We start from the raw sequence: 24,621 nt of genomic DNA on the forward strand, positions 1-24,621 counted from the left end.
CCCCGAACCAGCGCATCCAGAACGCCAGCGCCTGCCCTCCGACCAAAACGAAGTTCTCACCAAGTGCGGAGAACACTCGATCAATCGAGCGCCCATCCAACGGAGCTTCGTCCTCTTTCAGCTTGGGTGCAGTGGGCGTCATGGTCTCAATACGGCGAATCGATCAGCTTGATCTGTTTGATGCGCTTGGCGGAGAACCATCCCATCGAGCTTGAGCTGGCCTTGCCATCCTTGACGTTCTGTATGTCCTTCGCTTGCTTGGCCCGTTTCTCGGACCACATCTGCTTTGCATCCGCAAACTCTGCGGATACCGCCGAAATGCTGGGAAGTGTCTTCATTGCTTGCCCCCCGACTCCAACACGAAGTACCTCGATGATCTCCGGCATCGATAGACCGGCCTCTTCCAGCGCCTTACCCAACCGCGCCCAGTACTCCACCTGCTGCGCCGCCGACCTCGACACGATCTCGCCGGTCGACTGGGCGTCACGGAAGAGTTCATTGCTGATTCGGACTGAATTGGAAGACATGACGGGGCTCCAAAGCTAGTCGCCTCCAATGAGGCAATCTGTATGCAGATTGCTGCATATTGCCACACCACCTGCAAACATCTGCCCTTGAAACGCCGAAGGCCCCTCACGGGGCCTTCAATGCTCAAAGCAGGTCGCAGTGATCGGCGCCTCGGCGCCGGCCGATCACGGGAAGCTCAGCCGGCTTCCCTCGCGGGCTTCGGCGACCTGCTCCTGACCGCGGCCCACCGCGTAGACCACGCGCAGCGTCTTGCGGCGGCCTTCCGCCGGATCACGGTCGAAGAGGTCGTTGTCCACCCGCAGGTCCACCGGACCGCCGCGGCTGATGTTGCGCAGCCTATCCGTGACGTCGATGTCGCGACCATTGGCGCCATAGGTCGCGCGCACGATGTAGACGCGGCCGTCCACGCCCGGTCCCATGCCGTCCGGATTGAACGCGCCCTGGAAGGCGCCGCCCATCCCGCCCGAGCCGCCCGGGCGCCCTTCCCAGTTGCCGTTCCAGTTGCGGTCGCCCCAGTCGCCGCGCCCCCAGCCGGTGAACTGACCGCCGTCGATCCACGAGCCCTCGCGGTACTCGAAGGTCCGCACGTCGCCGTCGCGGCCGCGCGCGTAGATGCGCAGCGTCTTCAGGCGACGCGGTGCAGGATCGTCGCGGAACAGGTCGTTGGTGATCTGCACCTTCAGGTCGCGGCGCGCCAACTGCTTCAGCCGGTCGGTGACGTCGATGTTGGCGCCCGGGAGGCCGTAGCGCGCGCCCAGGATCTGATACGCACCGTCGTCATGCCGGTCGTTGCCGCGATCGCCGTCCCAGCCGCCGTCCCAGCCGCCGTTCCAGCCACCGTGGCCCCAGTCCCCGCGGCCCCAGCCGGTGAAATCGTCGCCGTCGATGGTGCTGCCCTCGCGGAACTCGAAGGTGCGGGTCTCGCCGCCGCGGCTGCGGGCATAGATGCGCAGCGTCTTCATGTCGCGCGGCGCGGGGTCGTTGCCGAAGAGCTCGTTGGTCACGCGCACCCGGCGGTCCGATCGGGCCACCTCGCGCAGCCGCTCGGTGACGTCGATGTTGCGCGACGAGGTGCCGTAGCGCGCCTGCAGGATCTGCCAGTCGCCGTCGTCGCGCGCCCAGGCGGACGAGCCCGCCATCAGCGCGCTCAGCAACGCCAGCGCCGCCAGCAGCCAGCGCACCGCCGTGCGCAGCGCCGTGCTCCGGTCGGGGGTCGGCAGGGAAAGAGTCATCGAGGACATTCGGGCCTCCTGGTACGTCGATGTTGTTGGTCTGTCGCTATCGCCCCGCGGGCCCCTGGAGCCGCGCGGAAGGGGGCGAATGTAGCCTCAACGCCGCGTGCTCGGCTCCGGTGCACCACGCCGGGCGGCAGGTGTTACGACAGGTCACGCCCGAATCGCATACGCCATGTGCCGTATATCCGCCGGGAGGGCGGATTCCTAGCATCCCCTCACTGCCCGAAGTCCCAGGCGGAGTCCCCGATCCGCTCGACCCCGTCGAGACCCACCCCCACCGGAGCCGACCCCATGTCCTCGAACGCCCCCCGCCGCCGCACGCTCAAGACCCTGGCCGTCGCCAGCGCCCTGGCCGGCCTGAACCTCGCCGCCCTGCCCGCCTTCGCCGCCGACACCATCAAGGTCGGCGTGCTGCACAGCCTGTCGGGCACCATGGCCATCTCCGAGACCGTGCTCAAGGACACCGTCCTGATGGCCATCGACGAGATCAACGCCAAGGGCGGCGTGCTCGGCAAGAAGCTCGAGCCCGTCGTCGTCGACCCGGCCTCCAACTGGCCGCTCTTCGCCGAGAAGACCCGTCAGCTGCTGACCCAGGACAAGGTCGCCGTGATCTTCGGCTGCTGGACCTCGGTGTCGCGCAAGTCGGTGCTGCCCGTGGTCGAGGAGCTCAACGGCCTGCTCTTCTACCCCGTGCAGTACGAGGGCGAGGAGCTCAGCAAGAACGTCTTCTACACCGGCGCCGCGCCCAACCAGCAGGCGATTCCGGCGGTCGACTACCTGATGTCCAAGGACGGCGGCGGCGCCAAGCGCTGGGTCCTGCTGGGCACGGACTACGTCTACCCCCGCACCACCAACAAGATCCTGCGCGCCTACCTGAAGAGCAAGGGCGTGAAGGACAGCGACATCGACGAGAAGTACACCCCCTTCGGCCACAGCGATTACCAGACCATCGTCGCCGACATCAAGAAGTTCTCGGCCGGCGGCAAGACGGCGGTGGTGTCGACGATCAACGGCGACTCCAACGTGCCCTTCTACAAGGAACTGGGCAATGCCGGCCTGAAGGCCAAGGACGTGCCGGTGGTGGCCTTCTCGGTCGGCGAGGAGGAGCTGCGCGGCGTCGACACCAAGCCGCTGGTCGGCCATCTGGCGGCGTGGAATTACTTCATGTCCATCAAGAACCCGACCAACGACGCGTTCATCAAGAAGTGGAGCGCGTATGCCAAGGCCAAGAACATTCCGGGCCACAAGGACAAGCCGCTGACCAACGATCCGATGGAGGCGACCTACATCGGCATCAACATGTGGAAGCAGGCGGTGGAGAAGGCCAAGTCGACGGACGTCGACAAGGTGATCGCGGCGATGGCCGGCCAGACCTTCAGCGCGCCGTCGGGCATCACGTCCAAGATGGACGAGAAGAACCATCACCTGCACAAGTCCGTGTTCATCGGGGAGATCCGGGCGGACGGGCAGTTCAACGTGGTTTGGAAGACGCCGGCGCCGGTCAAGGCCAAGCCCTGGAGCCCGTATATCGCGGGCAATGAGGGCAAGCCGGACGAGCCTGCGAAGAAGTGATGAAGTCCGCCCTGCTCCTCGGATTCGCGCTGCTCACGTCGGCGCTCGCGCCGACGGCTCACGCGCTCACGCAGCCGCAGGCGCTGTCCGTGGCGCAGGGCGAGACCGACGATCGCATCGCCGCGCTCGGCAAACTCGTCGCCGCGCCGGACGACCGCACCGCGGCCCTGCTGCAAGCCATGGCCGACGAGCGCCTCAAGCTCGCCCCGGACCACCGCGTCCTCATCGCCACCGACACCGCCCTGCTCGACGCCGCCACCGGCGCCGCGGTGACGCTGCCGCCTGACGCCCAGTCCTCCCTCGAGGACGTCATGCTCAACAACCGCCTGCGCGGCGAGCTCGACGGCGCGCTCGCCGCCCTGCATCTCTCCAGCCCCGACAAGTCCGAGCGCCTCGCCGCCGCCAAGTCCCTGCTCGACGCCGGCGGCGACGACGCCCGCGTCGCCCTCATCGACAGCGCGATCGCCAAGGAGAAGGACGCCGCCGTCCTCGCCGCGCTCAAGCTGGCCCGCGCCGCCGCCCTTGCCGCCAGTCCCGATACCGCCAAGCGCCTCGCCGCGGCCGAGCAACTCGGCGACTCCCACAGCCCCGAGACCCGCCTGCTGCTCAACCAACGCCTCGCCGAAGAACAGGACCCCGACGTCAAACGCGCGCTGCAGCACTCGCTGCGCGCCGTCGAGGACACGCTGGCCTGGGGCGAGCGCCTGGGCGCGGTCTTCACCGGCGTGAGCCTGGGCAGCATCCTGCTGCTGGTCGCCCTGGGCCTGGCCATCACCTACGGCCTGATGGGCGTCATCAACATGGCCCACGGCGAGCTGATGATGATCGGCGCCTACGCCACCTACCTGGTCCAGGTCGCCTTCCGCCAGTGGCTGCCCGCCGGCTTCGATTTCTACCTGGTCGTCGCGGTCCCCGTGTCCTTCCTCGCCTCGGCCCTGGTCGGCGCGGCCCTGGAGCGCAGCGTGATCCGCTGGCTCTACGGCCGCCCGCTGGAGACCCTGCTCGCCACCTGGGGCCTGAGCCTGGCGCTGATGCAGGCGGTGCGCTCGCTCTTCGGCGCGCAGAACGTCGCCGTCGAGAGCCCCTCCTGGATGGGCGGCGCGCTCGCCTTGCTGCCCGGCCTGGCGCTGCCGACCAACCGCCTCGTGATCATCGTCTTCGCGCTGGCGGTGCTCGGCGGCATGGCGCTGCTGATCGCGCGCACCCGCCTGGGCCTGTTCGTCCGCGCCGTGACGCAGAACCGCCCCATCGCCTCCTGCATGGGCGTGCCGACCGCCCGCGTCGACACCTACGCCTTCGCCCTGGGGTCAGGACTTGCCGGTCTGGCCGGCTGCGCGCTCAGCCAGGTCGGCAACGTCGGCCCCGACCTCGGCCAGGGCTACATCGTCGACGCCTTCATGGTGGTTGTGCTGGGCGGCGTCGGCCAGTTGGCGGGCACGGTGCTGGCGGCCCTGGGGCTGGGGTTGGCCAACAAGGCCTTGGAGGGCGTGGTCGGCGCGGTGCTGGCCAAGATCGCCGTGCTGCTCTTCATCATCGTCTTCATCCAGAAACGGCCCCAAGGCCTCTTCGCGGTCAAGGGCCGCGCCCAGGAGACCTGACCCCATGACCGCCCGTTCCTCCCTCGCCGCCCCCACTGCCCCTGCCGCGGCCCTGCTGCTGCCCCAGCGTCCCGCGCTGCTGACCCGCGCCGGCTGGGTCGCGGTGCTCATCGCGCTGGCGGTCTCGTGTGTGGCCATCCCTGCGCTCAACCTGCTGGTCCCGGCCGACAGCCCGCTGCACCTGGACGGCTACTGGATCAGCCTGCTGGGCAAGTTCTGCTGCTACGCGATGTGCGCGCTGGCGATGGACCTGATCTGGGGCTTCGCCGGCATCCTGTCGCTGGGTCACGGCCTGTACTTCGCGCTGGGCGGCTATGCGATGGGCATGTACCTGATGCGCCAGATCGGCACCGACGGCCAGTACCGCAGCGCGCTGCCGGACTTCATGGTCTTTCTCGACTGGAAGGAGCTGCCCTGGCACTGGACCCTGAGCGACAGCTTCCTGGCCACCGCGCTGCTGGTGTTGCTGGTGCCGGGTGGCATCGCCTTCGTCTTCGGCTTCTTCGCCTTCCGCTCCCGCATCAAGGGCGTGTACTTCTCGATCATCACGCAGGCGATGACCTACGCCGCCATGCTGCTGTTTTTTCGCAATGAGACCGGCTTCGGCGGCAACAACGGCTTCACCGATTTCAAGCGCCTGCTGGGCCTGCCCATCACCACCGCCGGCATGCGCATGGCGCTGTTCATGCTGAGCGCCGTCGCCCTGATCGGCTGCTATCTGGGCCTGCGCTGGCTGACGCGCGCCAAGTTCGGCCGCGTGCTGAGCGCGGTGCGCGATGCCGAATCGCGGCTGATGTTCTGCGGCTACTCGCCGCTGCCCTACAAGCTCGCGGCCTGGGTGCTGTCGGCGCTGATCTGCGGGCTGGCGGGCGCGCTCTACGTGCCGCAGGTCGGCATCATCAATCCCGGCGAGATGAGCGTCGCCAACTCCATCGAGATCGCGGTCTGGGCTGCGGTCGGCGGCCGCGGCACGCTGATCGGTCCGATCGCCGGCGCCTTCGCGGTCAACGGCGCGAAGAGCTGGCTGACGCAGGTCGCGCCGGAGTACTGGCTGTATCTGCTGGGCGGACTGTTCGTCGCGGTCACGCTGTTCATGCCCGACGGGATCGCGGGACTGGTCAAGCGCAAGCTCGGTCGCAAGGCCTCATCCCCGGAGCATGAAGCGGAGGTCACGCCATGAGCCCCGACCTGATGGAGCTAGGTGCCGAGCGCCTGCGCGTGGCCAGCGGCCCCGGCTACGGCCGGGTCGTGCTGCCGGGCCAGCTGGATCTGGCGCACGGCCGCATCCTGTATCTGGAGGACGTCAGCGTCAGCTTCGACGGCTTCCGCGCGATCAACCAGCTGTCCATCGACATCGCGCCCGGCGAGCTGCGCTGCATCATCGGTCCCAACGGCGCGGGCAAGACCACGATGATGGACATCATCACGGGCAAGACCCGGCCCCAGAGCGGCACGGTCTTCTTCGGCGGAACCATCGATCTGCTGCGCCACAGCGAGGCGGAGATCGCGCAGCTGGGCATCGGCCGCAAGTTCCAGCGGCCCACCGTCTTCGAGGCGCTCAGCGTCTACGAGAACCTGGAGCTGGCGCTGCAGGGCTCGCGCGCGCTGCGGGCCTCGCTGTGGGGCGTGCTGAGCGGCGCGCAGAAGGACCGGCTGGCCGAGGTGCTGACGCTGATCCGCCTGCAGGACCGCATGACGCGCCCGGCGGGTCTGCTGAGCCACGGCCAGAAGCAGTGGCTGGAGATCGGCATGCTGCTGGTGCAGGACCCCAAGCTGCTGCTGCTGGACGAGCCGGTCGCCGGCATGACCGACCAGGAGACCGAGCGCACCGCCGAGCTGATCCTGACGCTCAAGGGCCGGCACAGCATCATCGTCGTGGAGCACGACATGGGCTTCGTCGACCGCATCGCGGAGAAGGTCACCGTGCTGGCGGAGGGCTCGGTGCTGGCCGAGGGAACGCTGGCGCAGGTGCAAGCCGATGAACGCGTGATCGAGGTGTACCTTGGACGTTGAACTTCAGGACCGGACCTCCACGGTCCCCGTGGCCCTGCCGATGCTGGAAGCCGTCGGCATTCATCAGTACTACGGCGGCTCGCACATCCTGCGGGACGTGTCGGTGAGCGCCGCGCCCGGCCGCGTCACCGTGCTGCTGGGCCGCAACGGCGTGGGCAAGACCAGTCTGCTCAAGAGCCTGATGGGCCTGGTGCCGATCCGCGCGGGCAGCGTCACGCTGGCGGGCAAGGACATCACCCGCGCGACGCCGTATCAACGCGCGCGCGCCGGCATCGGCTACGTGCCGCAGGGACGCGAAATCTTCGCGCGCCTCACCGTCGAGGAGAACCTGCACATGGGCCTGGCGAGCAAGCCCGGCGGCACGCCGGTGCCGGAGTCTCTCTACGAGCTCTTCCCGGTGCTGAAGCAGATGCTCAAGCGCCGCGGCGGCGACCTCTCCGGCGGTCAGCAGCAGCAGCTCGCGATCGCACGGGCGCTCGCGGCGTCCCCGCGGCTGCTGATCCTGGACGAACCCACCGAGGGCATCCAGCCCAGCATCATCAAAGACATCGGCCGCGTGATCCGGCGTCTGGCCGATGAGGGGTTGGACGGCCACCCGGTCGCCATCCTGCTGTGCGAGCAGTACTACGACTTCGCCGCCGAGCTGGCGGACGAATTTCTCGTGCTGGAACGCGGCAGCGTCATCGCGCGCGGGGACAACGCGGACATGCAGCGGGCGGAGATCCGGGGGCTGGTGGCGATTTGACGATCGCTCGCCGGCCCTTCATCCAGCGCGCCTTCGCCGCTCAGCGCGACGCGCCGCTCGCCGGCTGCGCGGGCGGCATGCCCGAGACCGCCTTGGGCGCACTCACCTCCACCGAGGACTTGCCGCGGATGGACTGGTAGGCCGCGCGCTCGGCCAGCTCGTCGATCTTCTGGGCCAGCAACGACGGCGGCAGATGGCCGGCCACGTCGATGCTCTCCGACATCGGATCGTGGTACTTGGTCGCCTCGTACTGCGCCTGACGCTTGACCACCGCCAGCGTGCGCGGATCCAGCGTGACGCGCTCGAAGAACATGTAGGGCGCCACAAACGTCGACTTGCGCACCACCTCGCCGGTGTTGGGATTGACCACGCGCTGGTCGCCGTCGGAGTCGCCGGGCGGCATGGACTCGTCCAGCAGGTCCTTGTTGCTGGCCAGCGGCTGGACGAAGACGCCGATGCCCTGCAGCTTGTTGCCCATGCCGTTGGCCTCGAAGCGGCGGTACTTGGGGATGATGAGCTCGATGCGGTCCCATTGCGCCCGCAAGGGCACGGCGCGCAGGTGCTCGATCACCGCGTCCAGCAGCAGCTTGTCGCGGTCCAGGCCCTTGATGTCGTCGAGCTGCTGCTGCAGCGCCTCGGGCGGCGTCCAGGCCAGCAGCACGCGCGCGGCGTCGGGGTACTCCTGGCTGATGCCGCGGTCCAGGCCACGCAGCACCGACGCGTTCAGGATCTGATCCGGCACGCGGATGGTCTTGCGGCGCGTCGGATCGATGTGGGTGCCGGTCGACATCTGCTGACGGCTCATCGACAGACGGTCGCCCACCGCCGCCATCACCGCGACGACGTTGGGCTTGTCGATGTTGCCGGAGGGGGCGGGCAGGACTTGTTCTTCGGCGGGAGCGGAAGCGGCGCCGGAGGCCGGCGTCCCCGCCGGCGCGACGGGCACTTCGCGGGCCGCGGCGATCGCGGTGGCGTTGCAGAACGAGGCCAGGCCTCCGATGGCCAGCACGACGGCGGCGATACGCATCTCTTCAGCTCCCTGATCCACGCCGGTCCCGAGGGGGACCCGCCGCGCGGTGCGGCGGATTATGGGAGCAACGGGAGCGGTCGGCGCACACACCGAATGGGGAGGCCGACATCGGCGATCAAGAGGCGTATCGGAAGTCACCCCGGCCAGTTCGGCGTTCTCCCTCGCCCGCTTGCGGGAGAGGGAGCCAGAGGCACCGAGTGCCTTGGCGCGGATCACCCCCTCGCCCGCTTGCGGGAGAGGGCTGGGGAGAGGGTCTTCGGGGTCTCAATCCGCCTGAATCTTCGCCGCCGAGATCACCTTGCCCCAGCGCTGGAACTCGGCGTCGCTGTGCGCCTGCAACTGCTGCGGATTCATGTAGTCCGCAACCGCGCCGAGCTCGGCGGCCTTCTTCTTGAACTCGGGCGTGGCCATGATCTTGGCGATGGTCGTGGTCAGCCGATCAACGACCGCCTGCGGCGTCCTCGCCGGCGCGAACACCGCGAACCACGAGCCCGCGTCCAGATTCGGCAGTCCGGCCTGCGCCGCGGTCGGCACCTCGGGCAACGACGGCAGGCGCTCCTTGCCCGTCACCGCGACCGCGCGCAGCTTGCCCGACGCGATGAAGGGCATGAACGGCGGCGGCGTCCCGAAGGTCAGATCCACCTGCCCGCCCAACAGATCCTGCAGCGCGGGACCGGTCCCCTTGTAGGGCACGTGGATCATCTGGATGCCGGTCTGCTGCTCCAGCATCACGCCGGTGACGTGCTGCAGCGAGCCGTTGCCCGAGGACGCGAAGGACAGCTTGCCGGGGTTCTTCTTCGCATAGGCGATCAGCTCGGCGGTGGACTTGATGGGCACGCCCTCGCGCACCACGATCAGCTGCGGCGCGGTCAGCACGTTGGCCACCGGGCGCAGGTCCTTCAGTTCCCATTGCGCCTTCTGGATGTGCGGCGTGATCACGTGATAGCCGGAGTACTGCATCAGGATGGTGTAGCCGTCCGCCTCCGCGCGCTTGACCGCGATCGCAGCCAACGCGCCGCTGGCGCCCGCACGGTTGTCCACCACCACGGTCTGGCCGAGTGCCTTGCCCAGCGGCTCCGCGAGCATGCGCGCCGCGATGTCGGTCGTGCCGCCCGGCGCGGCGCCCACCAGCATCGTGATCGGCTTGTCGGGATAGCCGCCCTGCGCGAAGGCGGATGTGCCGACGGACGCGGCGGTGGTGGCGAGCAGCGTCAACGCTGCGGCGCCGGCAAGGCGGCGGCGGATGGGGTTCATGCGTGTCTCCAAAAGGTGCCGCTCATGGCGGCGTTGTTGTCGTGAAGGGTCGGGGCGATCGGCGCGGTCGGCCTGCACGTCGCGGTCGGCGTGCTCGGCCGTGCCGCTCGGACCTCAGGCGGCGCGCGCCAAGGCGCGCTCGCGGATCGCGTCGAAGTCGCGCGGCTTGGGATGCAGGTCCAGGCGGCGCCCGGCGCTGAGGATCTGACTCGGCACCGCATGGCCGATCAGATCGGGCAGACGACGCGCGGCGGCGATCAGGCGCTCCAGGTCCACGCCGGTGTCGAAGCCCATGCATTGCAGCGCGTGGACGATCTCCTCGGTGCAGACGTTGCCCGTCGCACCGGGCGCGTACGGACAGCCGCCCAATCCGCCCAGCGAGGCGTCGAAGCGATCGGCACCCGCGTCGATCGCCGCGATCACGTTGGCCAGGCCCATGCCGCGCGTGTTGTGGAAGTGCAGCGTCAGCTCGGACCCGGGCCACCGCTCGCGGAAGGCGCGCACCAGCGCGACGACCTGCGTCGGATAGGCCATGCCGGTGGTGTCGCACAGCGTCACGCCGCGCGCACCCAGCTCGTCGACGAAGCGGCCGCACCACGCGAGCACGGTCGCGGTCGGCACCTCGCCCTCCATCGGGCAGCCGAAGGCGCATGACAGCGACACGTTCACCGCCGTGCCCGCGCCGTGCGCCATCGCGGCGACCTCGGACAGGCCGGCGAAGGATTGGGCGCGCGTCATGCGCAGGTTGGACAGGTTGTGGCTCTCGCTGGCGGACATGACCAGGTTGAGCTCGTCGGCGCGCGCGTCGATGGCCCGTTCGGCGCCGCGCACGTTGGGCACCAGCACGGTGTAGATCACGCCGGGCCGGCGGCGGATGCCGTGCATCACCTCGGACGCATCGGCCAGCACCGGGATCGCCTTGGGCGAGACGAAGGCGGTGACTTCGATCTTGGCCAGCCCGGCCTCGGACAGCGCGTCGACCAACGCGATCTTGGCCTCGGTGGGGACGAACACGGTCTCGGCCTGCAGGCCGTCGCGGGTGCCGACGTCCTGCATGAAGAGGCGACGGCCCGCGCCGGTCCAGCCCTCGGAAGGCCGACGGGCAGGGGCAGCGGAAGCGTTGGAGGCGCCGGAAGCGGTGGGATCGATGGAAGCGGTCATCGCGGCGTCCTCAGGAAACGATCTTGCGGTCGCGCAGCGCGGCGATCTGCTCGGCGCTCAGGCCGATCTCGCGCAGCACGGCGTCGGTGTCGTCGCCCAGTCGCGGCGCGCTGCGGCGCACGGCGCCGGGCGTGCCCAGCAGCTTGGGCACGATGCCCGGCACGTCGAGCTCGTGGCCGTCACGGGTTTGCTGGCGCAGGATCATGTCGCGGGCGCGGAAATGCGGGTCCTCGACGATGTCCTTGGCCGTATACACGCGGCCGGCCGGCACGCTGGCCGGAGCCAGTTGCGCGAGCACCTCGTCCACGCTGCGCGAAGCGGTCCAGGCCCCGATGGCCGCGTCGATCTCCTCGACCCGGACCACGCGGCCGGCGTTGTTGGCCAGGGTCGGATCGTCGGCGAGGTCGTCGCGGCCGATGACCTGCATCAGCCGCTTGAAGATGGAGTCGCCGTTGCCCGCCACCAGCACCACGCCGTCGATGCAGCGATAGGCATTGGAGGGCGCGATGCCCGGCAGCGCGGAGCCGGCCGGGCCGCGTACGGCGCCGAAGGCGCTGTACTCGGGGATGAGGCTCTCCATCACATTGAGCACCGCCTCGCTGAGCGCCACGTCGATGACCTGACCGCGGCCGCCGTTGACCTTGCGGTGATAGAGCGCGGTCAGCACGCCGATGGTGCCGTGCAGCGCCGCGAGCGTGTCGCCGATGGAGATGCCGCAGCGCACGGGCACGCGTTCGGGCTCGCCGGTCAGATGGCGCAGTCCGCCCATGGCCTCGCCGATCACGCCGAAGCCGGGCAGATCGCGATACGGGCCGCTCTGACCGTAGCCGCTGATGCGCAGCATGATCAGGCCGGGGTTGGCGGCAGCCAGCGCTTCATAAGACATGCCCCAGCCCTCGAGCGTGCCGGGGCGGAAGTTTTCGATCAGGACGTCGGCCTCGGCGATCAGCTTTCGGGCGATGTCCTGGCCGTCGGGCTGGCGCAGGTCCAGCGCGATGGAGCGCTTGTTGCGGGATTGGACCTGCCACCAGACGGAGGTGCCGTCCTGGATGAGGCGCCAGTTGCGCAGCGGATCGCCGGCGCCAGGCGCCTCGATCTTCACCACGTCGGCGCCGAAGTCGCCCAGCGTCTTGCCGGCGAAGGGCCCGGCGATGAGCTGGCCCATCTCGACCACGCGCAGCCCGTGCAGGGCCTGCAGTCCTTCCATGACGGTGTCTCCGTTGTCTCCTGTCGTGGGAGCGGATTCTGGGAAGGACGGCGGATCAGCGGAATGACCGAGTGGCGGCGCCTGCTTTCACGGATGGCGAAAGCGGGGGCGGGTTGACCCGGATGGGGAGGCTCTGGTGTGCGGCGGCCCTCACCCCAACCCCTCTCCCGCAAGCGGGCGAGGGGCCTCGAGCGAGCATGGGATTGGACGCGTCAGTCGCACAGATGGTCGATGAACGCCCTCACATGTCTGGGCAGCGCATCCAGATCACGCACCCCGATCAGCAGCGTCCGATCCGCCCAGGGCTCGTCGAGCGCGATGCGGCGCAGGTTCAGCGGCTTGAGCAGCGGCTCCACCGCCTCGTCCGGCAGCACCGCGATGCCCATGCCCGCCGCCACCATCCGGCACATCGCGTCGAAGCTGCGCACCTGGATCCGGTTCTTGAGCCGGCGCCCCAGCTTCTCGGTCTCCATCTCCAGCCGCTTGGCCAGCGAGGTCGCCTTCGCCAGGGTCACGAAGTCGTCCTCCACCGCGTCCTCCCAGCGGACCGCCTTGCGCCGCGCCAGCCGGTGCCCCGCCGGCACCACCAGCGCGAGCCGGTCGTGACGGTAAGTCAACACGTGCAGGCCCAACGCCGGCGTCCGGTCCGCAAAGATCCCCAGATCCGCGCGGCCGTCGAGCACCGCGACCACGATCTCGTGGCTGTCGGCCTCCTCGAGCTCGATCCGGATGCGCGGGTTCTCCTGCACGAACCCGGAGATCTGCGCCGGCAGGAACTGCGTCACCGCCGAGGTATTGGCCCACAGACGCACCACCCCCGTCAGCCCCGAGGCGTAGTCCGACAGATCCGCCGTCATCTGGTCGACGTCGCTGAGGATGCGCTGCGCATGCTTCTGCAGCGCCAGACCGGCCTCGGTCAGCGTCACGCCGCGCGAATGCCGCTCCAGCAGCGGCGTGCCCAGCGAGCGCTCCAGATCGCTCAGGCGCTTGCTCGCGGCGCCGACGGCCAGCGCGGCCAGCTCGGCGCCCTTGCTGATGCTGCCGGTGCGCGCCACCAGGCTGAACAGGGACAGCGAGACGAGATCGACGCGGTGCAGGTTCATGGTTGGCGCAGTATCCATCCGTATCCACAGCGCCCGTTCAACGGCCGCGCGCGAAGGGCGCTGGGTAACATCCGCCTCCGATGCTGAACCGAATCTCCTTCCGCCAGATGCTGCTGATCGGCTTCCTGTCGATCGCCGGCCTGCTCGCGGGCGCGTCGCTGGGCGGCCTGCTCACGCTGGAGCGCCTGACCATGCAGAGCCGCGAGGCCGTGCTGCGCGGCGCGCGCATGAGCGGCGAGGTCCAGCAGCTGGGCGATCGCAGCGTCAGCATGGAACGCGCCGCGCGCCAGTTCATGGTGCTGGAGGACCGCGCCCTGCGTCAGCGCTTCGAGGACGACGCCGCCGACGCCGAGCACCTGCTGCAGCTGCTGCGCACGCAAGGCCTGACCCCGGCACCGCTGGACGCCTGGGCCGCGCGGCTGGGCGAGATCCGCGCCCTGCTCGACGCCGGCCCGCGCGCCGCCCCGCCCCGCAAGCGCGAGCTCGACCTCACCGCCAAGTTCCGCGATCTGGGCAGCCTGACCGCGGGGCTCTCCGAGGACGTGCGCCGCCACGCCGAGGTCAACAACCGCATGCTGCAGGACAAGCTCGAGAACGGCCGCGTGCTGCTGGGCCAGCAGGTGCTGGGCGCGATCGCGATCGCGGCGCTGCTGTCCCTGGTCTTCGGCATCGTCCTGACACGGCCGCTCAAGCGGCTGGAGCGTGCCATCGCCGGCCTGGGCGAGAACCGTCTGGACGACCGCATCGAGATCCCCGGCCCCTCCGACCTGCGCTCCATCGGCCAGCGCCTGGACTGGCTGCGGCTGCGGCTGGCGGAACTCGATGCCGACAAGGCGCGTTTCCTGCGGCACGTCTCACACGAACTCAAGACCCCGCTGGCCGCGCTGCGCGAGGGCACGGCGCTGCTGGAGGACGAAGTGGCCGGGCCGCTCAACGACAAGCAGAAGGAAGTCGCCCGCATCCTGCGCGACAACACCGCCGTGCTGCAGCGCCAGATCGAGGATCTGCTGCGCTTCAACGCGGCGGCCTTCGAAGCGCGCGACCTCAAGCCGCAGCGCACCGAGCTGATGTCCCTCATCCAGGGCACGGTCACCGATCAACGCCTGCAATGGCAGGCACGCGGATTGCACGTCACCGTCTCTGGCGGTCCGCTGGAGGCGGACGTCGACCCGGCCAAGTTCAGCGCCGCGGTCGGCAACCTGCTCTCCAATGCGATACGCTTCGCCCCGCCCGACGGCCACGTGGACATCGTCCTGGCGCGCCAGGACGGTCAGCTCACCATTGATTTGCGCGACGACGGCCCGGGCGTCGCGCCGGCGGACCAGGCCCGCATCTTCGAGCCCTTCTATCGCGGCGAGCGACAGCCCGAGGACGCCCTCAAGGGCACCGGCATCGGCCTGTCCATCGTCCAGGAATACATCGCCGCCCACGGCGGCCACATCGATCTGCTGCCCTCCGCCACGGGGGCCCATTTCAGAATCACGCTGCCATGCGCCCACACGCCCCGGTCCCTGAAGTCCTCCCAAGCTTGAGCCCGCGAGCGTCCGCGCCCGCACGCGCGCGCGCCGCGCTGGGCCTGAGCGCGCTCGCGCTGCTCGCCGCCGGCTGCGCCCAGCAGCCGCCCAGGACCGTGGTCAAGGAGGTGCGCGTCGAAGTCCCGGTGCAAGTGCCCGTCGTCGCCCCGACCGACAACGCCGCCCGCATCGTGCTCAACGCCAATGACCGACTGCGCCAGCTCAGCCCTTTGGAGCTGGCCCAGGAAGTCGCGCCGCGCGACGACGGTGCGCTCGCGCCCGGCCACGCGGTCCAGTTGGCGCTGGCGCTGATGGTCAGCCACAGCAACGGCGAGACCTTCCGCGCCCAGACCCTGCTCGACCAGGTGCTGCGCGACACCCGGCCCGAGGCCAACGACTGGCGCCCCGTGGCCCAGTTCCTCGCCGACCGCGTCGCCGAGCAGCGCCGCATGGAGACGGAGCTCGACAAGACCCGCCAGGCCCGCGACGACCTGCAGCGCCGCCTGGACGAGGCCAACCGCAAGATCGAGGCGCTCAAAGCCATCGAGCGCAGCCTGGGCGGGCCGCGATCGGCGCTGGACAAGCCATGAGCGGAACGAAGGGAACGACCGGCTCCACCGGCCCCAAGGGCGCGCGGCTGCTCATCGTCGATGACGACGCCGATCTGCTGAAGCTGCTGTCGATGCGGCTGGACGCGGCCGGCTATGAGGTCACTGCCGTCGGCAGCGCCGAGGCCGCGCTCGCGCAGCTGGAAGTGCAGCGCCCCGCGCTGGTGCTCAGCGACGTGCAGCTCCCCGGCATGGACGGCCTGGCGCTGTTCAACCTGATCCGCGAGCGCCACCCCGCCCTGCCCGTGATCCTGCTCACCGCGCACGGCACGATTCCCGACGCCGTCGCGGCGACCGCGCAAGGCGTCTACACCTACCTGACCAAGCCCTTCGACGGCCGGGCGCTGCTGGACACCATCGCGCAAGCCCTGACCCTCACCGCCGTCCGTCACGACGACGACAGCGACGGCGCCTGGCGCGAATCCATCGTCAGCCGCTCCAATGTGATGGCCGAGGTGCTGGCGGAGGCGCGCCTGGTCGCGGCCTCGCAGGCGCCCGTGCTGATCCGCGGCGAGAGCGGCACCGGCAAGGAACTGCTGGCCCGAGCAATCCACGCGGCCAGCCCGCGGGCCGGCCGGCCCTTCATCGCCGTCAACTGCGGCGCGATCCCGGAGCCGCTGCTGGAGTCGGAGCTGTTCGGCCACGTCAAGGGCGCCTTCACCGGGGCGCTGGCGAATCACCGCGGCCTGTTCCAGGCGGCTGACGGCGGGACCCTGCTGCTCGACGAGATCGGCGACATGCCGCTGGCGCTGCAGGTCAAGCTGCTGCGCGTGCTGCAGGAACACCAGGTGCGCCCGGTCGGCTCCAGCCAGTCCGTCCCCGTCGACGTGCGCATCCTGTCGGCCACCCATCGCGACCTGGAGGCCGCGCTGGCCGAGGGCCAGTTTCGCGAGGACCTCTATTACCGGCTCAACGTCGTCAGCCTGACCCTGCCCGGCCTGGACCAGCGCCGCGAGGACATCCCGCTGCTGGCCCAGCACTTCCTGCAACGGCTGGCCCTCAAGTACGACAAGCGCCTGAACGGCTTCGCGCCGGACGCGCTCAAGGCGCTGACCATGGCCGCCTGGCCGGGCAATGTGCGACAGCTTCACAACGTGGTCGAACAGGTCAGCGCGCTGGCGACCTCGCCCCTGATTCCGCTGGCGCTGGTGCAGCGCGCGCTGCGCTCGCCCAGCATCGAAGTCCTGCCTTACGCCGAGGCGCGACAGCGCTTCGAGCGCGAGTATCTGGTCGGTCTGCTCAAGCTCACCGATGGCAACGTGGCCGACGCCGCGCGCCTGGCCGATCGCAACCGGACGGAGTTCTACCGCTTGCTGCAGCGCAACGGGCTGGAGCCATCGATGTTCCGGGCGGACGGGCCTGTCGCTGATTAGTCGAACCGACGACTCCGCAGCGGACCTGGCCGACGAGTTCCTCGTGCTCGAACACGGCAACGCCATCGCGCGGCGGGACAACGCGGACATGCAGACGGCAGAGACGCGGAGCCAGATCCGACTACTCAGATCGACTCGTTACCGGAGTCGTCATGCCTGGCCCCCATCTCACCGAACCTTCCGACGAAACAACGCCATTAAAGCTTTCCCACCTGTTTCCCGATACGTCTCCCCGCAGATATACAGACCGGGAACCCCTGCTGGATGGAAAGTTGTGGAACCGCGATGGCTTCATACGGCTGCTTGCTCTCCGTCTGCGGGACGCCTCTACCCAATCCCCGAAAAATCACCCGCCGCCGCCAGAACCATTGACGGAGACCGTTCGACAATGGCTTGAACGGTCGCTTGACCAACTCGGGCTTCCCAAACCCGCGCCTGAGACCATCCACCGGATTTCGCGGGGACTGCTATCGGGTTTGACAGGCCGCGACCCAAATGCGCTCGCGGATGTTCACTGGTTGCTCAACGGCGTGCTCGGTGCCCGCCGTGCCGAAACCATTCGGCTCCCCAGCTATCCGGTCGGCGTGGTGAGGGACATGCCGGTGTCGATGAGCTCGCGCTATTTCCCCTCGACGATAGTGACGCGGGCCGATGCCTTGTTTCTCGAATCTCTGGCAGCGACAAGCTCGGCCATCTTGAAACATGCAGGCCTGGATCCGACTTGGCGTGCCACTGGCTTGCTCGCCCGGTTGAGGGGCGAGGCGATGGAAAGCGCGGTCACGGGCAGGCCATTCCTCGTAGATGTCGAACGTCCCGCGGAACTCGGTCGATCGACGGCATCTGAACACCAGGCGTTCTCCACCCAGCTCTCCAATGTCTATGCGGTACTGCGGGGACTGGCGGACAACGCTGCGCTGCCCGGTCCGGTCTTCGTCACGGATTCGGGCTCAGATATCGAGGCCAGTTGGCACAAGGAGCCCGACAGCTCATGGCGTTGGAGTGACGAGGATCTGTGGTCCACCTCAATGGGGTCGACCAGCAAGGCTTCGCCCCCGTCGATCGACGATCGCCGCCCATGGACGATCGTCAATGGACGCCAGCAACTCGATCGCATGGCCGGAACACTCCAACTGGAGTACGAGCCATGGCCGGGCCGACCCGTCCGCCGGACGATCGTCAGGTTCAAGGCCCTTCCGGAGGTCCATGACGACCTGATGCGAGCAACACAGGATCGGGAGATACGTCTGCTGGAGGAGTTCTGCTTCGCCCACTTCAACGGACTCCTGACAATGCCCGACGGCGTCCATCTCCGGAACGGCGTGGTCTTCATCGGGAAGTTGCCAGTGGCGCATCGCTCCGGCAAGTCCTGGCGTTTCGATGCCCTTGCGATTCAGGAAGCCATCGACTCCACCACGCAAGGCGGGCGCACGTATCCTCCGCTCGACAAATGGCCGATGCCGCACCACACGGACCTTGTCCTCGAGGCAGCCGAACCCGAGCGCGTCCACGTGGTCATTCAACTCGCCGGGGAACGCATCGGCCATGACGCCGCGGCGGCGCTGTTCCACAAGGACCCGTCTCGGAGCGTATGGATCCAGGTGGATGCCGCGATCAAGAGCCGGATCGTGCAAGGTGACTCGTTGCTCGCGTCCCTCGCCGCCAACACCCCCGTCAAGCTCAGCATCGTCGGCCACGGCAACGTCCAGCCGGGCGATCCACCCCGGGTCCTCCTGGAACAGTTGACTCCCCTCGCGTTAGCCGACCGCCTGCGTCTGATCCTGGACATCGCGGGAATCCGCCAGGCCGCCTCACGGATCGTGCTCGTGAGTTGCATGCTCGAAACGAGAGCCGTCCTCGGCAGCTTCTCGAAGGACTTCCTGGACATCGCGATCTCGCGCAACGTGTTGGCACCGTCTGGCGAGGTCACTGCCTACGCGGGTTTCGTCCACATTCCGCAGGACGGGCAGGGGCGGCAAATCCTGCGCACCCGACACGGGATGCCCCTGCGCCATGAGCCTGACACCACGCTCGTCTTCAGCAAGGACAAGCACACCGGCGAGGTACTCGTTCGCGACAAGTATCCAATGCGAGACTCCGCCGACGTCGCATCGACATCTGCCACCGAGAGAGCGACAGCGCGCGCCGACCTGACGGAGAGACTGGACACCTTGTCCCATGGCGGCGCCGTGATCGACCGGCTGCGCCCGTCCGCCGACGCGGTGCTGGTACCCCACTGGCCGCCGACCGACGACGGCAATCCGAAGCTGTGGTTCCACGATGAGCGCAGCAACAGCACCACATCCGTCGACATCACCCAGCCGTCGGACCGGCGGGCTGTCGAGAGCTACTTCCATGTGCTGGGCGAGCTCTTGGATTCCAGCAGCCCGAACACGATCCGCACGCTCTCCACGACGCCGACGGACGCCCACGCGCCGGACTTCCTCAACATCGGGCTGCTCGCCCTTGCCCTGACGCACTTGAGCCGCGGGGCGACCATGTCGCCCTACCAGGCGGCTTCGATGTGGTTGGGCGTCAGCCAGGGCGCCGTGTTCCTCGCCGGCGACGTGTTCGCGACGGTGCAGGCCCTGCGCGCGGCGATGCAAAGCACCGAGTCCTCCGTCGTGTCCGGCGTGGCCGCCGCCTCCGGCGTGCTGACCAAGGCGCTGCCGGTCATCGGCACGCTGATTCAACTGGGCATGGTGGGCCTGGACATCAAGAACCTTGTCGGTGCCCTTGAGTCCGGCGATTCGCATGACGTCGCCCTGGCGGGCATGACGCTGGGGTTCGACGCCGCCTTGCTGGCCATGAATGTCGCGTTCCTGGCGGCGCCGACCTGGGCGCCCGTGGTGGGAGGACCACTCGTCCTCCTGGCCGGTCTCGCGGTCGGCGTGACCGGACTGGCCGGCGCCATCGTGAGCGAGATCCACCGTCTGGAATACAACCTCAAGCCGCTGCACGAGATCGATAAGGCGCTTGACTCGCCGTTGCATATCGCCACGGGCGAGGTGCCCCACGGTCCGGTGCAGACCGCCGAAATCCTCTGGCCTTCCGACCAGGAGCGCTTGCCGATGTCCATCGGCAAGAAGCGCTTCCCGCAGCCACTGGCCTTCGACGAGCACGACTTGCCAGTGCCGACAGGCCCCGCCCCCAGCTACCTCTCCGTGTCCCCCTGGGCCAGCGTCGACCGCATCGACTTCGTCGCGGGCGAGCTCGGCTTCGCCAGGTCGACGATCGGCGAGTCCTCCGTGCATCGCTCCGGGCTGACCAGGATGTATGGCAACCTCCACGATTGGCACATCCTGGACGGATCCGATCATCAGCGCACGGTCTCGTTCACGGGCAAGAACCTGGATCTGTGGGACATGCTGCACGTAGCCGGACGAGCGACGACGCCCACGCTCGCCCTGACCGCGGAGCAGCGATCTGCCGACAGGATCCTGATCCTCTCCACCAGCCCGGCGCTGGACATCGACTTCGAGGCCTACTCCAACAGTCGAGCCGGCGGCGACCTGTCCCTGCTGAACGACCCGTTGCTTGATCGCATCGAGCGCAACAGCAACCTCGACTTCGTTGGCGACTACGTCAGCTCATCCAGCATGGCCAAGTCGGCCGACGTCTGGCGATATGCCTACCGGCCGACCACCTTCAGCGTGGTCCTGGACCACCAGACGCGGATGCTGGCGCTCCCGGGCCGCAATGACCTGGAGTCGGCCTCCTTCACCTTCGTCAACCATGACGGCGAGCGCAACCGCGAGATCCGACCCATGGACCAGTCGCTCGTCGACTATCGGCTCGTCGGCGGCGGCGGGCACTGTTCGCTCGCGTTGCCCGCCGACGGGACCAGGCGCGGCACCGTCCTCATCGAGCCCTCCGGAAAGCCTGGCGAGAGCTGGACGATCAGCCTGGACGGCGCGCTGGGGTCGGGGGGGAAGCCGCTGCGATTCCTCGACCCGCCGGAGCACGGCATGGTCGCCTTCGAACTCAATGGCCAGCAGATCCGATGCAAGGTCCCGCCGGCGGGATCTCCCCTCCTCATCGCCGTCATCGACCCTTCGCAGCCCAAGCTTGCCGTCCTGCTGGATCCGGCCCGCCGCACCGCCAGCCTGTCTGTCGACATCGGCTCCGCGGTCGATGCGATCGACCCGCTGTCGAACGCACGGCGCCTCATCGGCCAGTTGTTCGTCAAGCCCGCCCCCGGCAGCCTCGCCGCCGCGATCCAGAGCCCCGAGGCGGGTGGCTTCGTCCTGATCCAGGCCCGGTCGTCGACCGACAGCGGCGCCTCCTTGTCGGGCCACATGGATCTCGCCCAGGGTCGCGTGGTGCTCCGCCGTGATCGGGAACTGTGGCTGCGCGGCACGTCGCCGAGCAACGCAGAGGCCGGAAACACGCCATGGATCCAGCACACCATTCCCGCCGGCGCACTCACGATGAACGCAGCCGGCGACCCGGTGCTCACGCTGCCGGGCAACACCCATGTCGAGTCCGTTCGATTCACTTGGGATTGGTCCTCTCGTCGATTCGAGCGTGCACCGTTGGCGCTGACCGAGCGCGGCGACGCATGGGTGCGTCATTGGCTGTCGACCGCCGGCGACTGGCGTTCCGATCAATTGCTGGCTGCCATGTCGGCCAGCGAGGTCACACAGGGTCTCGATCTCTCCGGCCCGAGTCAGGTTCCCCTCGGGCTCGATGCCTTCACCTTCACGAGAACCGCCTCGCTGCGGTTCGATAGCGAGAAGGATCCGGCCCCCCACTGGCGGCAGGCCGTCGGCGTCACCCCATATCGGTCGCTGGCCCTGGATCGAGAGGGCTTCAGCGTCGTCGCCGAGAGCGGCGATCGGTTCGAGGTGAGCGACACGATCCTGAGCATCGTCCTGAATGGCGCATCCGCCTCCGGAGAGCCCCCCCCGACCTTCAAGATGCTGGACCAGCCGCTGCTGCGGGAAGCCATCTTCTCGACACCGATCCGTCGCGTCCAGATCCAGGGCAACGCGCGTCCCCTCGACCCGGCAAGCCTGCTGGTGGGTGCCGACCTGGAGGAAGTCGTGATCCTGCCCGAAGCCGATCTGGTGGAGCGTCACCTGAAGTTCGAGGCCGGATGGACGCCCACATTCGCCTATGACGGACTGGATCTGCTGATCTTCGATGGCCGGTCCAACCTCGCCGCGCCGGTGGTGGTCCGGGTCCGTGACGCGATGTCCGTCGGGGACGCGGCGTCGGGTCACGCTTTGATCCCCGATCCCCGACTGCACATCGAGTTCGGCGGCGTGGCGCCGACGCTGCCTTCTGCGGACAGACAGCTCGTCGCGCCGCTGCTGACCCTGCCCGGTCGCGGCATGACGCTCACCCGGGACGGCGGGGACTTGGTGGTGCGCAGCGCCGACGGGTGGGACGAACAGCGGCTGGACAAGTTCTTCGATCCCGATGCCCCGACGGCATATGGCGAGGGCTCGCCGGCAGACCTGGCCCTGCTGCTCAGACTGCCCGACAAGGACGGATCGCTGCGTGTGGGTCCCCTCCGCAACGGTCGGCTGTTGGAGATGATGTGGGAACAGCTTCGCGAGGGCACGCCGGTACGATGGACGGGTGGCTTCGGCGCCGAGGAGAGTGAACAGGTCCGCGTCAAGCGCTTCGAAATCGGACAGTCAACCCCTGCGGTAGGCAGCGCCTCATTCACCCTGAAAGCCGCGATGCTCTCCGAGCTGATCGCAGGCAGCCCGGCGACGAAACTCCCGTCTGGGCAAGACAGCCTCCATCTGCCGCCACGGGAGTTCACGCCTTCACCGCTGACTGCACCGCACTGAGCGCAGCAGCCCGCGTTGCGCTTGCCCGATCGCAACCGGACCGAGTTCTACCGCTTGCTGCAGCGCAACGGGCTGGAGCCCTCGATGTTCCGGGCGGACGGGCCTGTCGCCGAATAGCGACAAGAAAAGTCCTTTGAAATCAAGGACTTGAATTTTCACCCCTCCCCCGCGTCGCCGTCCGGCGACAGGAATCCCAGGGTGCGGCACCGCACAAATGCCGTAAGTCCTTGATCTGAAAGAGAAATCGTGTGTGGCACGGGTCTTGCGCTAGACCCGTCACATGCGAACTATTCACACCCCCTCCTCTCGGACCCGCATCCAGGCGACCAGCGTTCGCCTCCTGGCCGACCAGCGTCGGTGGATCGGATCGTTCATGGCCGTGGCCGTCGGCGCGGCTCTGCTGGCGGCCGGCTCCGCGGCTCATGCCTTCGGCTTCGACGAGGTGGCCGAGCGCGCCAAGGCGCTCGCGGCCAAGCCCTACGTCGCGCCGCCGGACACGCTGCCCGCCGAGCTCAAGCAGCTGAACTACGACCAGATGCGCGACATCCGGTTCAAGCCGGCGCGCGCGCTGTGGCGTGAAGAGAAGCTGCCCTTCGAGCTGATGTTCTTCCACCTGGGCCATTACCAGACCCAGGCCGTGCGCATCAACGAGATCGTCGGCGGCCAGGCAAGACCTGTCCCCTTCAAGCGCGAGGACTTCGATTACGGGAAGAACAGCCAGCTCTCGCCGCAGAAGTGGGGCGATGTGGGCTACGCGGGCTTCCGCGCGCATTACGCGCTCAACAACGACAAGTACAAGGACGAGCTGGCCGTCTTCCTGGGCGCGAGCTACTTCCGCGTGCTCGGCGCCAACCAGCATTACGGCCTGTCGGCCCGCGGCCTGGCCCTGGACACGGTCGGCGGCAAGGGCGAGGAATTCCCCCGCTTCAGCGAGTTCTGGATCGAGCGCCCCGCGCCCGACGCCAAGACCCTGACCATCCATGCGCTGCTCGATTCGGCGCGCGCCAGCGGCGCCTACACCTTCGTGGTCAAGCCCGGCAGCGAGACCGTGGTCGAGACCCGCGTGCGGCTGTTCATGCGCGCGCCGGTGGCGACGCTGGCCTTGGCGCCGCTGACCAGCATGTATCTGTTCGGCGAGAACCAGCCGCAGAAGGGCGACTTCCGGCCCGAGGTCCACGACAGCGACGGCCTGATGGTCGCGAGCGCGAGCGGCGAATGGATCTGGCGTCCGCTGATCAATCCGAATGGCACGCTAACCACCTCGTTCACGCTGCCCGGGGTGAAGGGCTTCGGCCTGATGCAACGCGATCGCCGCTTCTCGAGCTACGAGGACGTGGAGGCGCGCTATGAGATGCGGCCCTCCGCCTGGGTCGAGCCCACCAGTGACTGGGGCCCCGGCCGCGTGGAGCTGATGGCGCTGCACACGCCCGACGAGACCCACGACAACATCGTCGCCTACTGGGTGCCGGCCAAGGCGCCGGCCCCGGGCCAGCCGCTGGACTACGCGTATCGCCTGCACCTGCAGGGCGAGCAGCAGCAGCGTCCGCCGGGCGCCTGGGCGGTGCAGACCCGCACCGGCTACAGCTACGCCAAGCTCGATCAGAACGAGCAGCAGTTCATCGTCGATTTCGAGGGCCCGTCCCTCGCCGCGCTGCCCGCCGGCGCCGAGGTCAAGGCCGTCGCCAGCACCAACGCCAACGGCCAGGTGACCGAGGTCAACGCCTATCCCAACCCCGTCACCGGCGGCTGGCGCATGGCCGTCCGCGTCAAGCAGATCAAGCCCGGGCAGTCGACCGAGCTGCGCGCATTCCTCCAGTCCAAGCAGCAAGTGCTGACCGAGACCTGGAGCCTGATTCTTCCTCCCCAGTGAAGGAGCACG

The 24,621-nt window shown here is 68.5% G+C and carries 17 protein-coding genes; 10 read left to right on the forward strand and 7 right to left on the reverse strand.

The window, feature by feature from the left end; genetic code table 11:
• Positions 1 to 146: 146 nt before the first annotated feature.
• Both ABDW59_RS19805 and ABDW59_RS19810 read right to left on the reverse strand, forming a co-directional pair.
• The gene (locus ABDW59_RS19805; protein ID WP_343632299.1) at positions 147 to 527 is read right to left on the reverse strand and encodes a hypothetical protein; all 381 of its coding nucleotides are present in this window, start codon (positions 525 to 527) and stop codon (positions 147 to 149) included.
• Between the two features lie 165 nt (positions 528 to 692).
• Positions 693 to 1,769 carry a hypothetical protein gene (locus ABDW59_RS19810; protein ID WP_343632301.1) on the reverse strand — a complete coding sequence of 359 codons (1,077 nt, stop codon included), beginning with the start codon at positions 1,767 to 1,769 and terminating at the stop codon, positions 693 to 695.
• Positions 1,770 to 2,054: 285 nt separating this feature from the next.
• On the opposite strand from ABDW59_RS19810, the gene urtA reads away from it, so the two are divergent.
• From urtA to urtE, 5 genes are read left to right on the forward strand one after another with little or no spacing between them, the layout of a single operon-like run.
• On the forward strand, positions 2,055 to 3,335 hold the full coding sequence (gene urtA / locus ABDW59_RS19815; RefSeq protein WP_343632303.1) for an urea ABC transporter substrate-binding protein: 1,281 nt from the start codon (positions 2,055 to 2,057) through the stop codon (positions 3,333 to 3,335).
• Positions 3,335 to 4,933, forward strand: a complete 1,599-nt coding sequence (gene urtB / locus ABDW59_RS19820) for an urea ABC transporter permease subunit UrtB (RefSeq protein WP_343632305.1) — start codon at positions 3,335 to 3,337, stop codon at positions 4,931 to 4,933. Before urtA ends, urtB begins: the two co-directional genes overlap by 1 nt.
• A 4-nt stretch (positions 4,934 to 4,937) precedes the next feature.
• Complete coding sequence (urtC, locus tag ABDW59_RS19825; RefSeq protein WP_343632307.1) at positions 4,938 to 6,113, forward strand: urea ABC transporter permease subunit UrtC; 1,176 nt, start codon at positions 4,938 to 4,940, stop codon at positions 6,111 to 6,113.
• Positions 6,110 to 6,946: an urea ABC transporter ATP-binding protein UrtD gene (gene urtD, locus ABDW59_RS19830; RefSeq protein WP_343632309.1), complete on the forward strand. Its 837-nt coding sequence runs from the start codon at positions 6,110 to 6,112 to the stop codon at positions 6,944 to 6,946. Before urtC ends, urtD begins: the two co-directional genes overlap by 4 nt.
• A gap of 40 nt (positions 6,947 to 6,986) precedes the next feature.
• Entirely contained in the window at positions 6,987 to 7,691 is a 705-nt protein-coding gene (gene urtE / locus ABDW59_RS19835; protein ID WP_343632362.1) for an urea ABC transporter ATP-binding subunit UrtE, read from the forward strand.
• Positions 7,692 to 7,731: 40 nt separating this feature from the next.
• Here urtE and ABDW59_RS19840 read toward each other — a convergent pair whose 3' ends face one another.
• The 5 genes from ABDW59_RS19840 to ABDW59_RS19860 form a co-directional block, all read right to left on the reverse strand.
• Positions 7,732 to 8,718 (reverse strand): hypothetical protein, encoded by a 987-nt coding sequence (locus ABDW59_RS19840; RefSeq protein WP_343632311.1) that lies wholly within the window; start codon positions 8,716 to 8,718, stop codon positions 7,732 to 7,734.
• 267 nt (positions 8,719 to 8,985) lie between these two features.
• A complete protein-coding gene (locus tag ABDW59_RS19845) occupies positions 8,986 to 9,975 on the reverse strand; it encodes a tripartite tricarboxylate transporter substrate binding protein (protein WP_343632313.1) in 990 nt (329 codons plus the stop codon).
• Between the two features lie 114 nt (positions 9,976 to 10,089).
• The gene (locus ABDW59_RS19850) at positions 10,090 to 11,031 is read right to left on the reverse strand and encodes a hydroxymethylglutaryl-CoA lyase (protein ID WP_343632364.1); all 942 of its coding nucleotides are present in this window, start codon (positions 11,029 to 11,031) and stop codon (positions 10,090 to 10,092) included.
• Positions 11,032 to 11,146: 115 nt separating this feature from the next.
• Positions 11,147 to 12,343: a CaiB/BaiF CoA-transferase family protein gene (locus ABDW59_RS19855; RefSeq protein WP_343632315.1), complete on the reverse strand. Its 1,197-nt coding sequence runs from the start codon at positions 12,341 to 12,343 to the stop codon at positions 11,147 to 11,149.
• 212 nt (positions 12,344 to 12,555) lie between these two features.
• Positions 12,556 to 13,446 carry a LysR substrate-binding domain-containing protein gene (locus tag ABDW59_RS19860; protein ID WP_343632317.1) on the reverse strand — a complete coding sequence of 297 codons (891 nt, stop codon included), beginning with the start codon at positions 13,444 to 13,446 and terminating at the stop codon, positions 12,556 to 12,558.
• Positions 13,447 to 13,526: 80 nt separating this feature from the next.
• Between ABDW59_RS19860 and ABDW59_RS19865 the strand changes: the two genes are divergently transcribed.
• The 5 genes from ABDW59_RS19865 to ABDW59_RS19885 all read left to right on the forward strand — a co-directional run bounded on the left by ABDW59_RS19865 (position 13,527) and on the right by ABDW59_RS19885 (position 24,612).
• The gene (locus tag ABDW59_RS19865; protein WP_343632319.1) at positions 13,527 to 14,978 is read left to right on the forward strand and encodes an ATP-binding protein; all 1,452 of its coding nucleotides are present in this window, start codon (positions 13,527 to 13,529) and stop codon (positions 14,976 to 14,978) included.
• Positions 14,975 to 15,550, forward strand: a complete 576-nt coding sequence (locus ABDW59_RS19870; protein WP_343632321.1) for a hypothetical protein — start codon at positions 14,975 to 14,977, stop codon at positions 15,548 to 15,550. The genes ABDW59_RS19865 and ABDW59_RS19870 overlap by 4 nt, the downstream gene beginning before the upstream one ends.
• The gene (locus ABDW59_RS19875) at positions 15,547 to 16,941 is read left to right on the forward strand and encodes a sigma 54-interacting transcriptional regulator (protein WP_343632323.1); all 1,395 of its coding nucleotides are present in this window, start codon (positions 15,547 to 15,549) and stop codon (positions 16,939 to 16,941) included. The genes ABDW59_RS19870 and ABDW59_RS19875 overlap by 4 nt, the downstream gene beginning before the upstream one ends.
• A gap of 152 nt (positions 16,942 to 17,093) precedes the next feature.
• Positions 17,094 to 22,742 carry a C80 family cysteine peptidase gene (locus tag ABDW59_RS19880; RefSeq protein ID WP_343632325.1) on the forward strand — a complete coding sequence of 1,883 codons (5,649 nt, stop codon included), beginning with the start codon at positions 17,094 to 17,096 and terminating at the stop codon, positions 22,740 to 22,742.
• 373 nt (positions 22,743 to 23,115) lie between these two features.
• Positions 23,116 to 24,612 (forward strand): glucan biosynthesis protein G, encoded by a 1,497-nt coding sequence (locus ABDW59_RS19885; protein ID WP_343632327.1) that lies wholly within the window; start codon positions 23,116 to 23,118, stop codon positions 24,610 to 24,612.
• Positions 24,613 to 24,621 lie beyond the last annotated feature (9 nt).

Source organism: Roseateles sp. (genome assembly GCF_039595295.1).
Taxonomy (GTDB): domain Bacteria; phylum Pseudomonadota; class Gammaproteobacteria; order Burkholderiales; family Burkholderiaceae_C; genus Roseateles.

Bases quoted from the DNA above. Each gene is read 5' to 3' on its own strand.
- ABDW59_RS19805 (WP_343632299.1), bottom strand. From the start codon at position 527: ATGTCTTCCAATTCAGTCCGAATCAGCAATGAACTCTTCCGTGACGCC.
- ABDW59_RS19810 (WP_343632301.1), bottom strand. From the start codon at position 1,769: ATGTCCTCGATGACTCTTTCCCTGCCGACCCCCGACCGGAGCACGGCG.
- urtA (WP_343632303.1), top strand. From the start codon at position 2,055: ATGTCCTCGAACGCCCCCCGCCGCCGCACGCTCAAGACCCTGGCCGTC.
- urtB (WP_343632305.1), top strand. From the start codon at position 3,335: ATGAAGTCCGCCCTGCTCCTCGGATTCGCGCTGCTCACGTCGGCGCTC.
- urtC (WP_343632307.1), top strand. From the start codon at position 4,938: ATGACCGCCCGTTCCTCCCTCGCCGCCCCCACTGCCCCTGCCGCGGCC.
- urtD (WP_343632309.1), top strand. From the start codon at position 6,110: ATGAGCCCCGACCTGATGGAGCTAGGTGCCGAGCGCCTGCGCGTGGCC.
- urtE (WP_343632362.1), top strand. From the start codon at position 6,987: ATGCTGGAAGCCGTCGGCATTCATCAGTACTACGGCGGCTCGCACATC.
- ABDW59_RS19840 (WP_343632311.1), bottom strand. From the start codon at position 8,718: ATGCGTATCGCCGCCGTCGTGCTGGCCATCGGAGGCCTGGCCTCGTTC.
- ABDW59_RS19845 (WP_343632313.1), bottom strand. From the start codon at position 9,975: ATGAACCCCATCCGCCGCCGCCTTGCCGGCGCCGCAGCGTTGACGCTG.
- ABDW59_RS19850 (WP_343632364.1), bottom strand. From the start codon at position 11,031: ATGCAGGACGTCGGCACCCGCGACGGCCTGCAGGCCGAGACCGTGTTC.
- ABDW59_RS19855 (WP_343632315.1), bottom strand. From the start codon at position 12,343: ATGGAAGGACTGCAGGCCCTGCACGGGCTGCGCGTGGTCGAGATGGGC.
- ABDW59_RS19860 (WP_343632317.1), bottom strand. From the start codon at position 13,446: ATGAACCTGCACCGCGTCGATCTCGTCTCGCTGTCCCTGTTCAGCCTG.
- ABDW59_RS19865 (WP_343632319.1), top strand. From the start codon at position 13,527: ATGCTGAACCGAATCTCCTTCCGCCAGATGCTGCTGATCGGCTTCCTG.
- ABDW59_RS19875 (WP_343632323.1), top strand. From the start codon at position 15,547: ATGAGCGGAACGAAGGGAACGACCGGCTCCACCGGCCCCAAGGGCGCG.
- ABDW59_RS19880 (WP_343632325.1), top strand. From the start codon at position 17,094: ATGCCTGGCCCCCATCTCACCGAACCTTCCGACGAAACAACGCCATTA.
- ABDW59_RS19885 (WP_343632327.1), top strand. From the start codon at position 23,116: ATGGCCGTGGCCGTCGGCGCGGCTCTGCTGGCGGCCGGCTCCGCGGCT.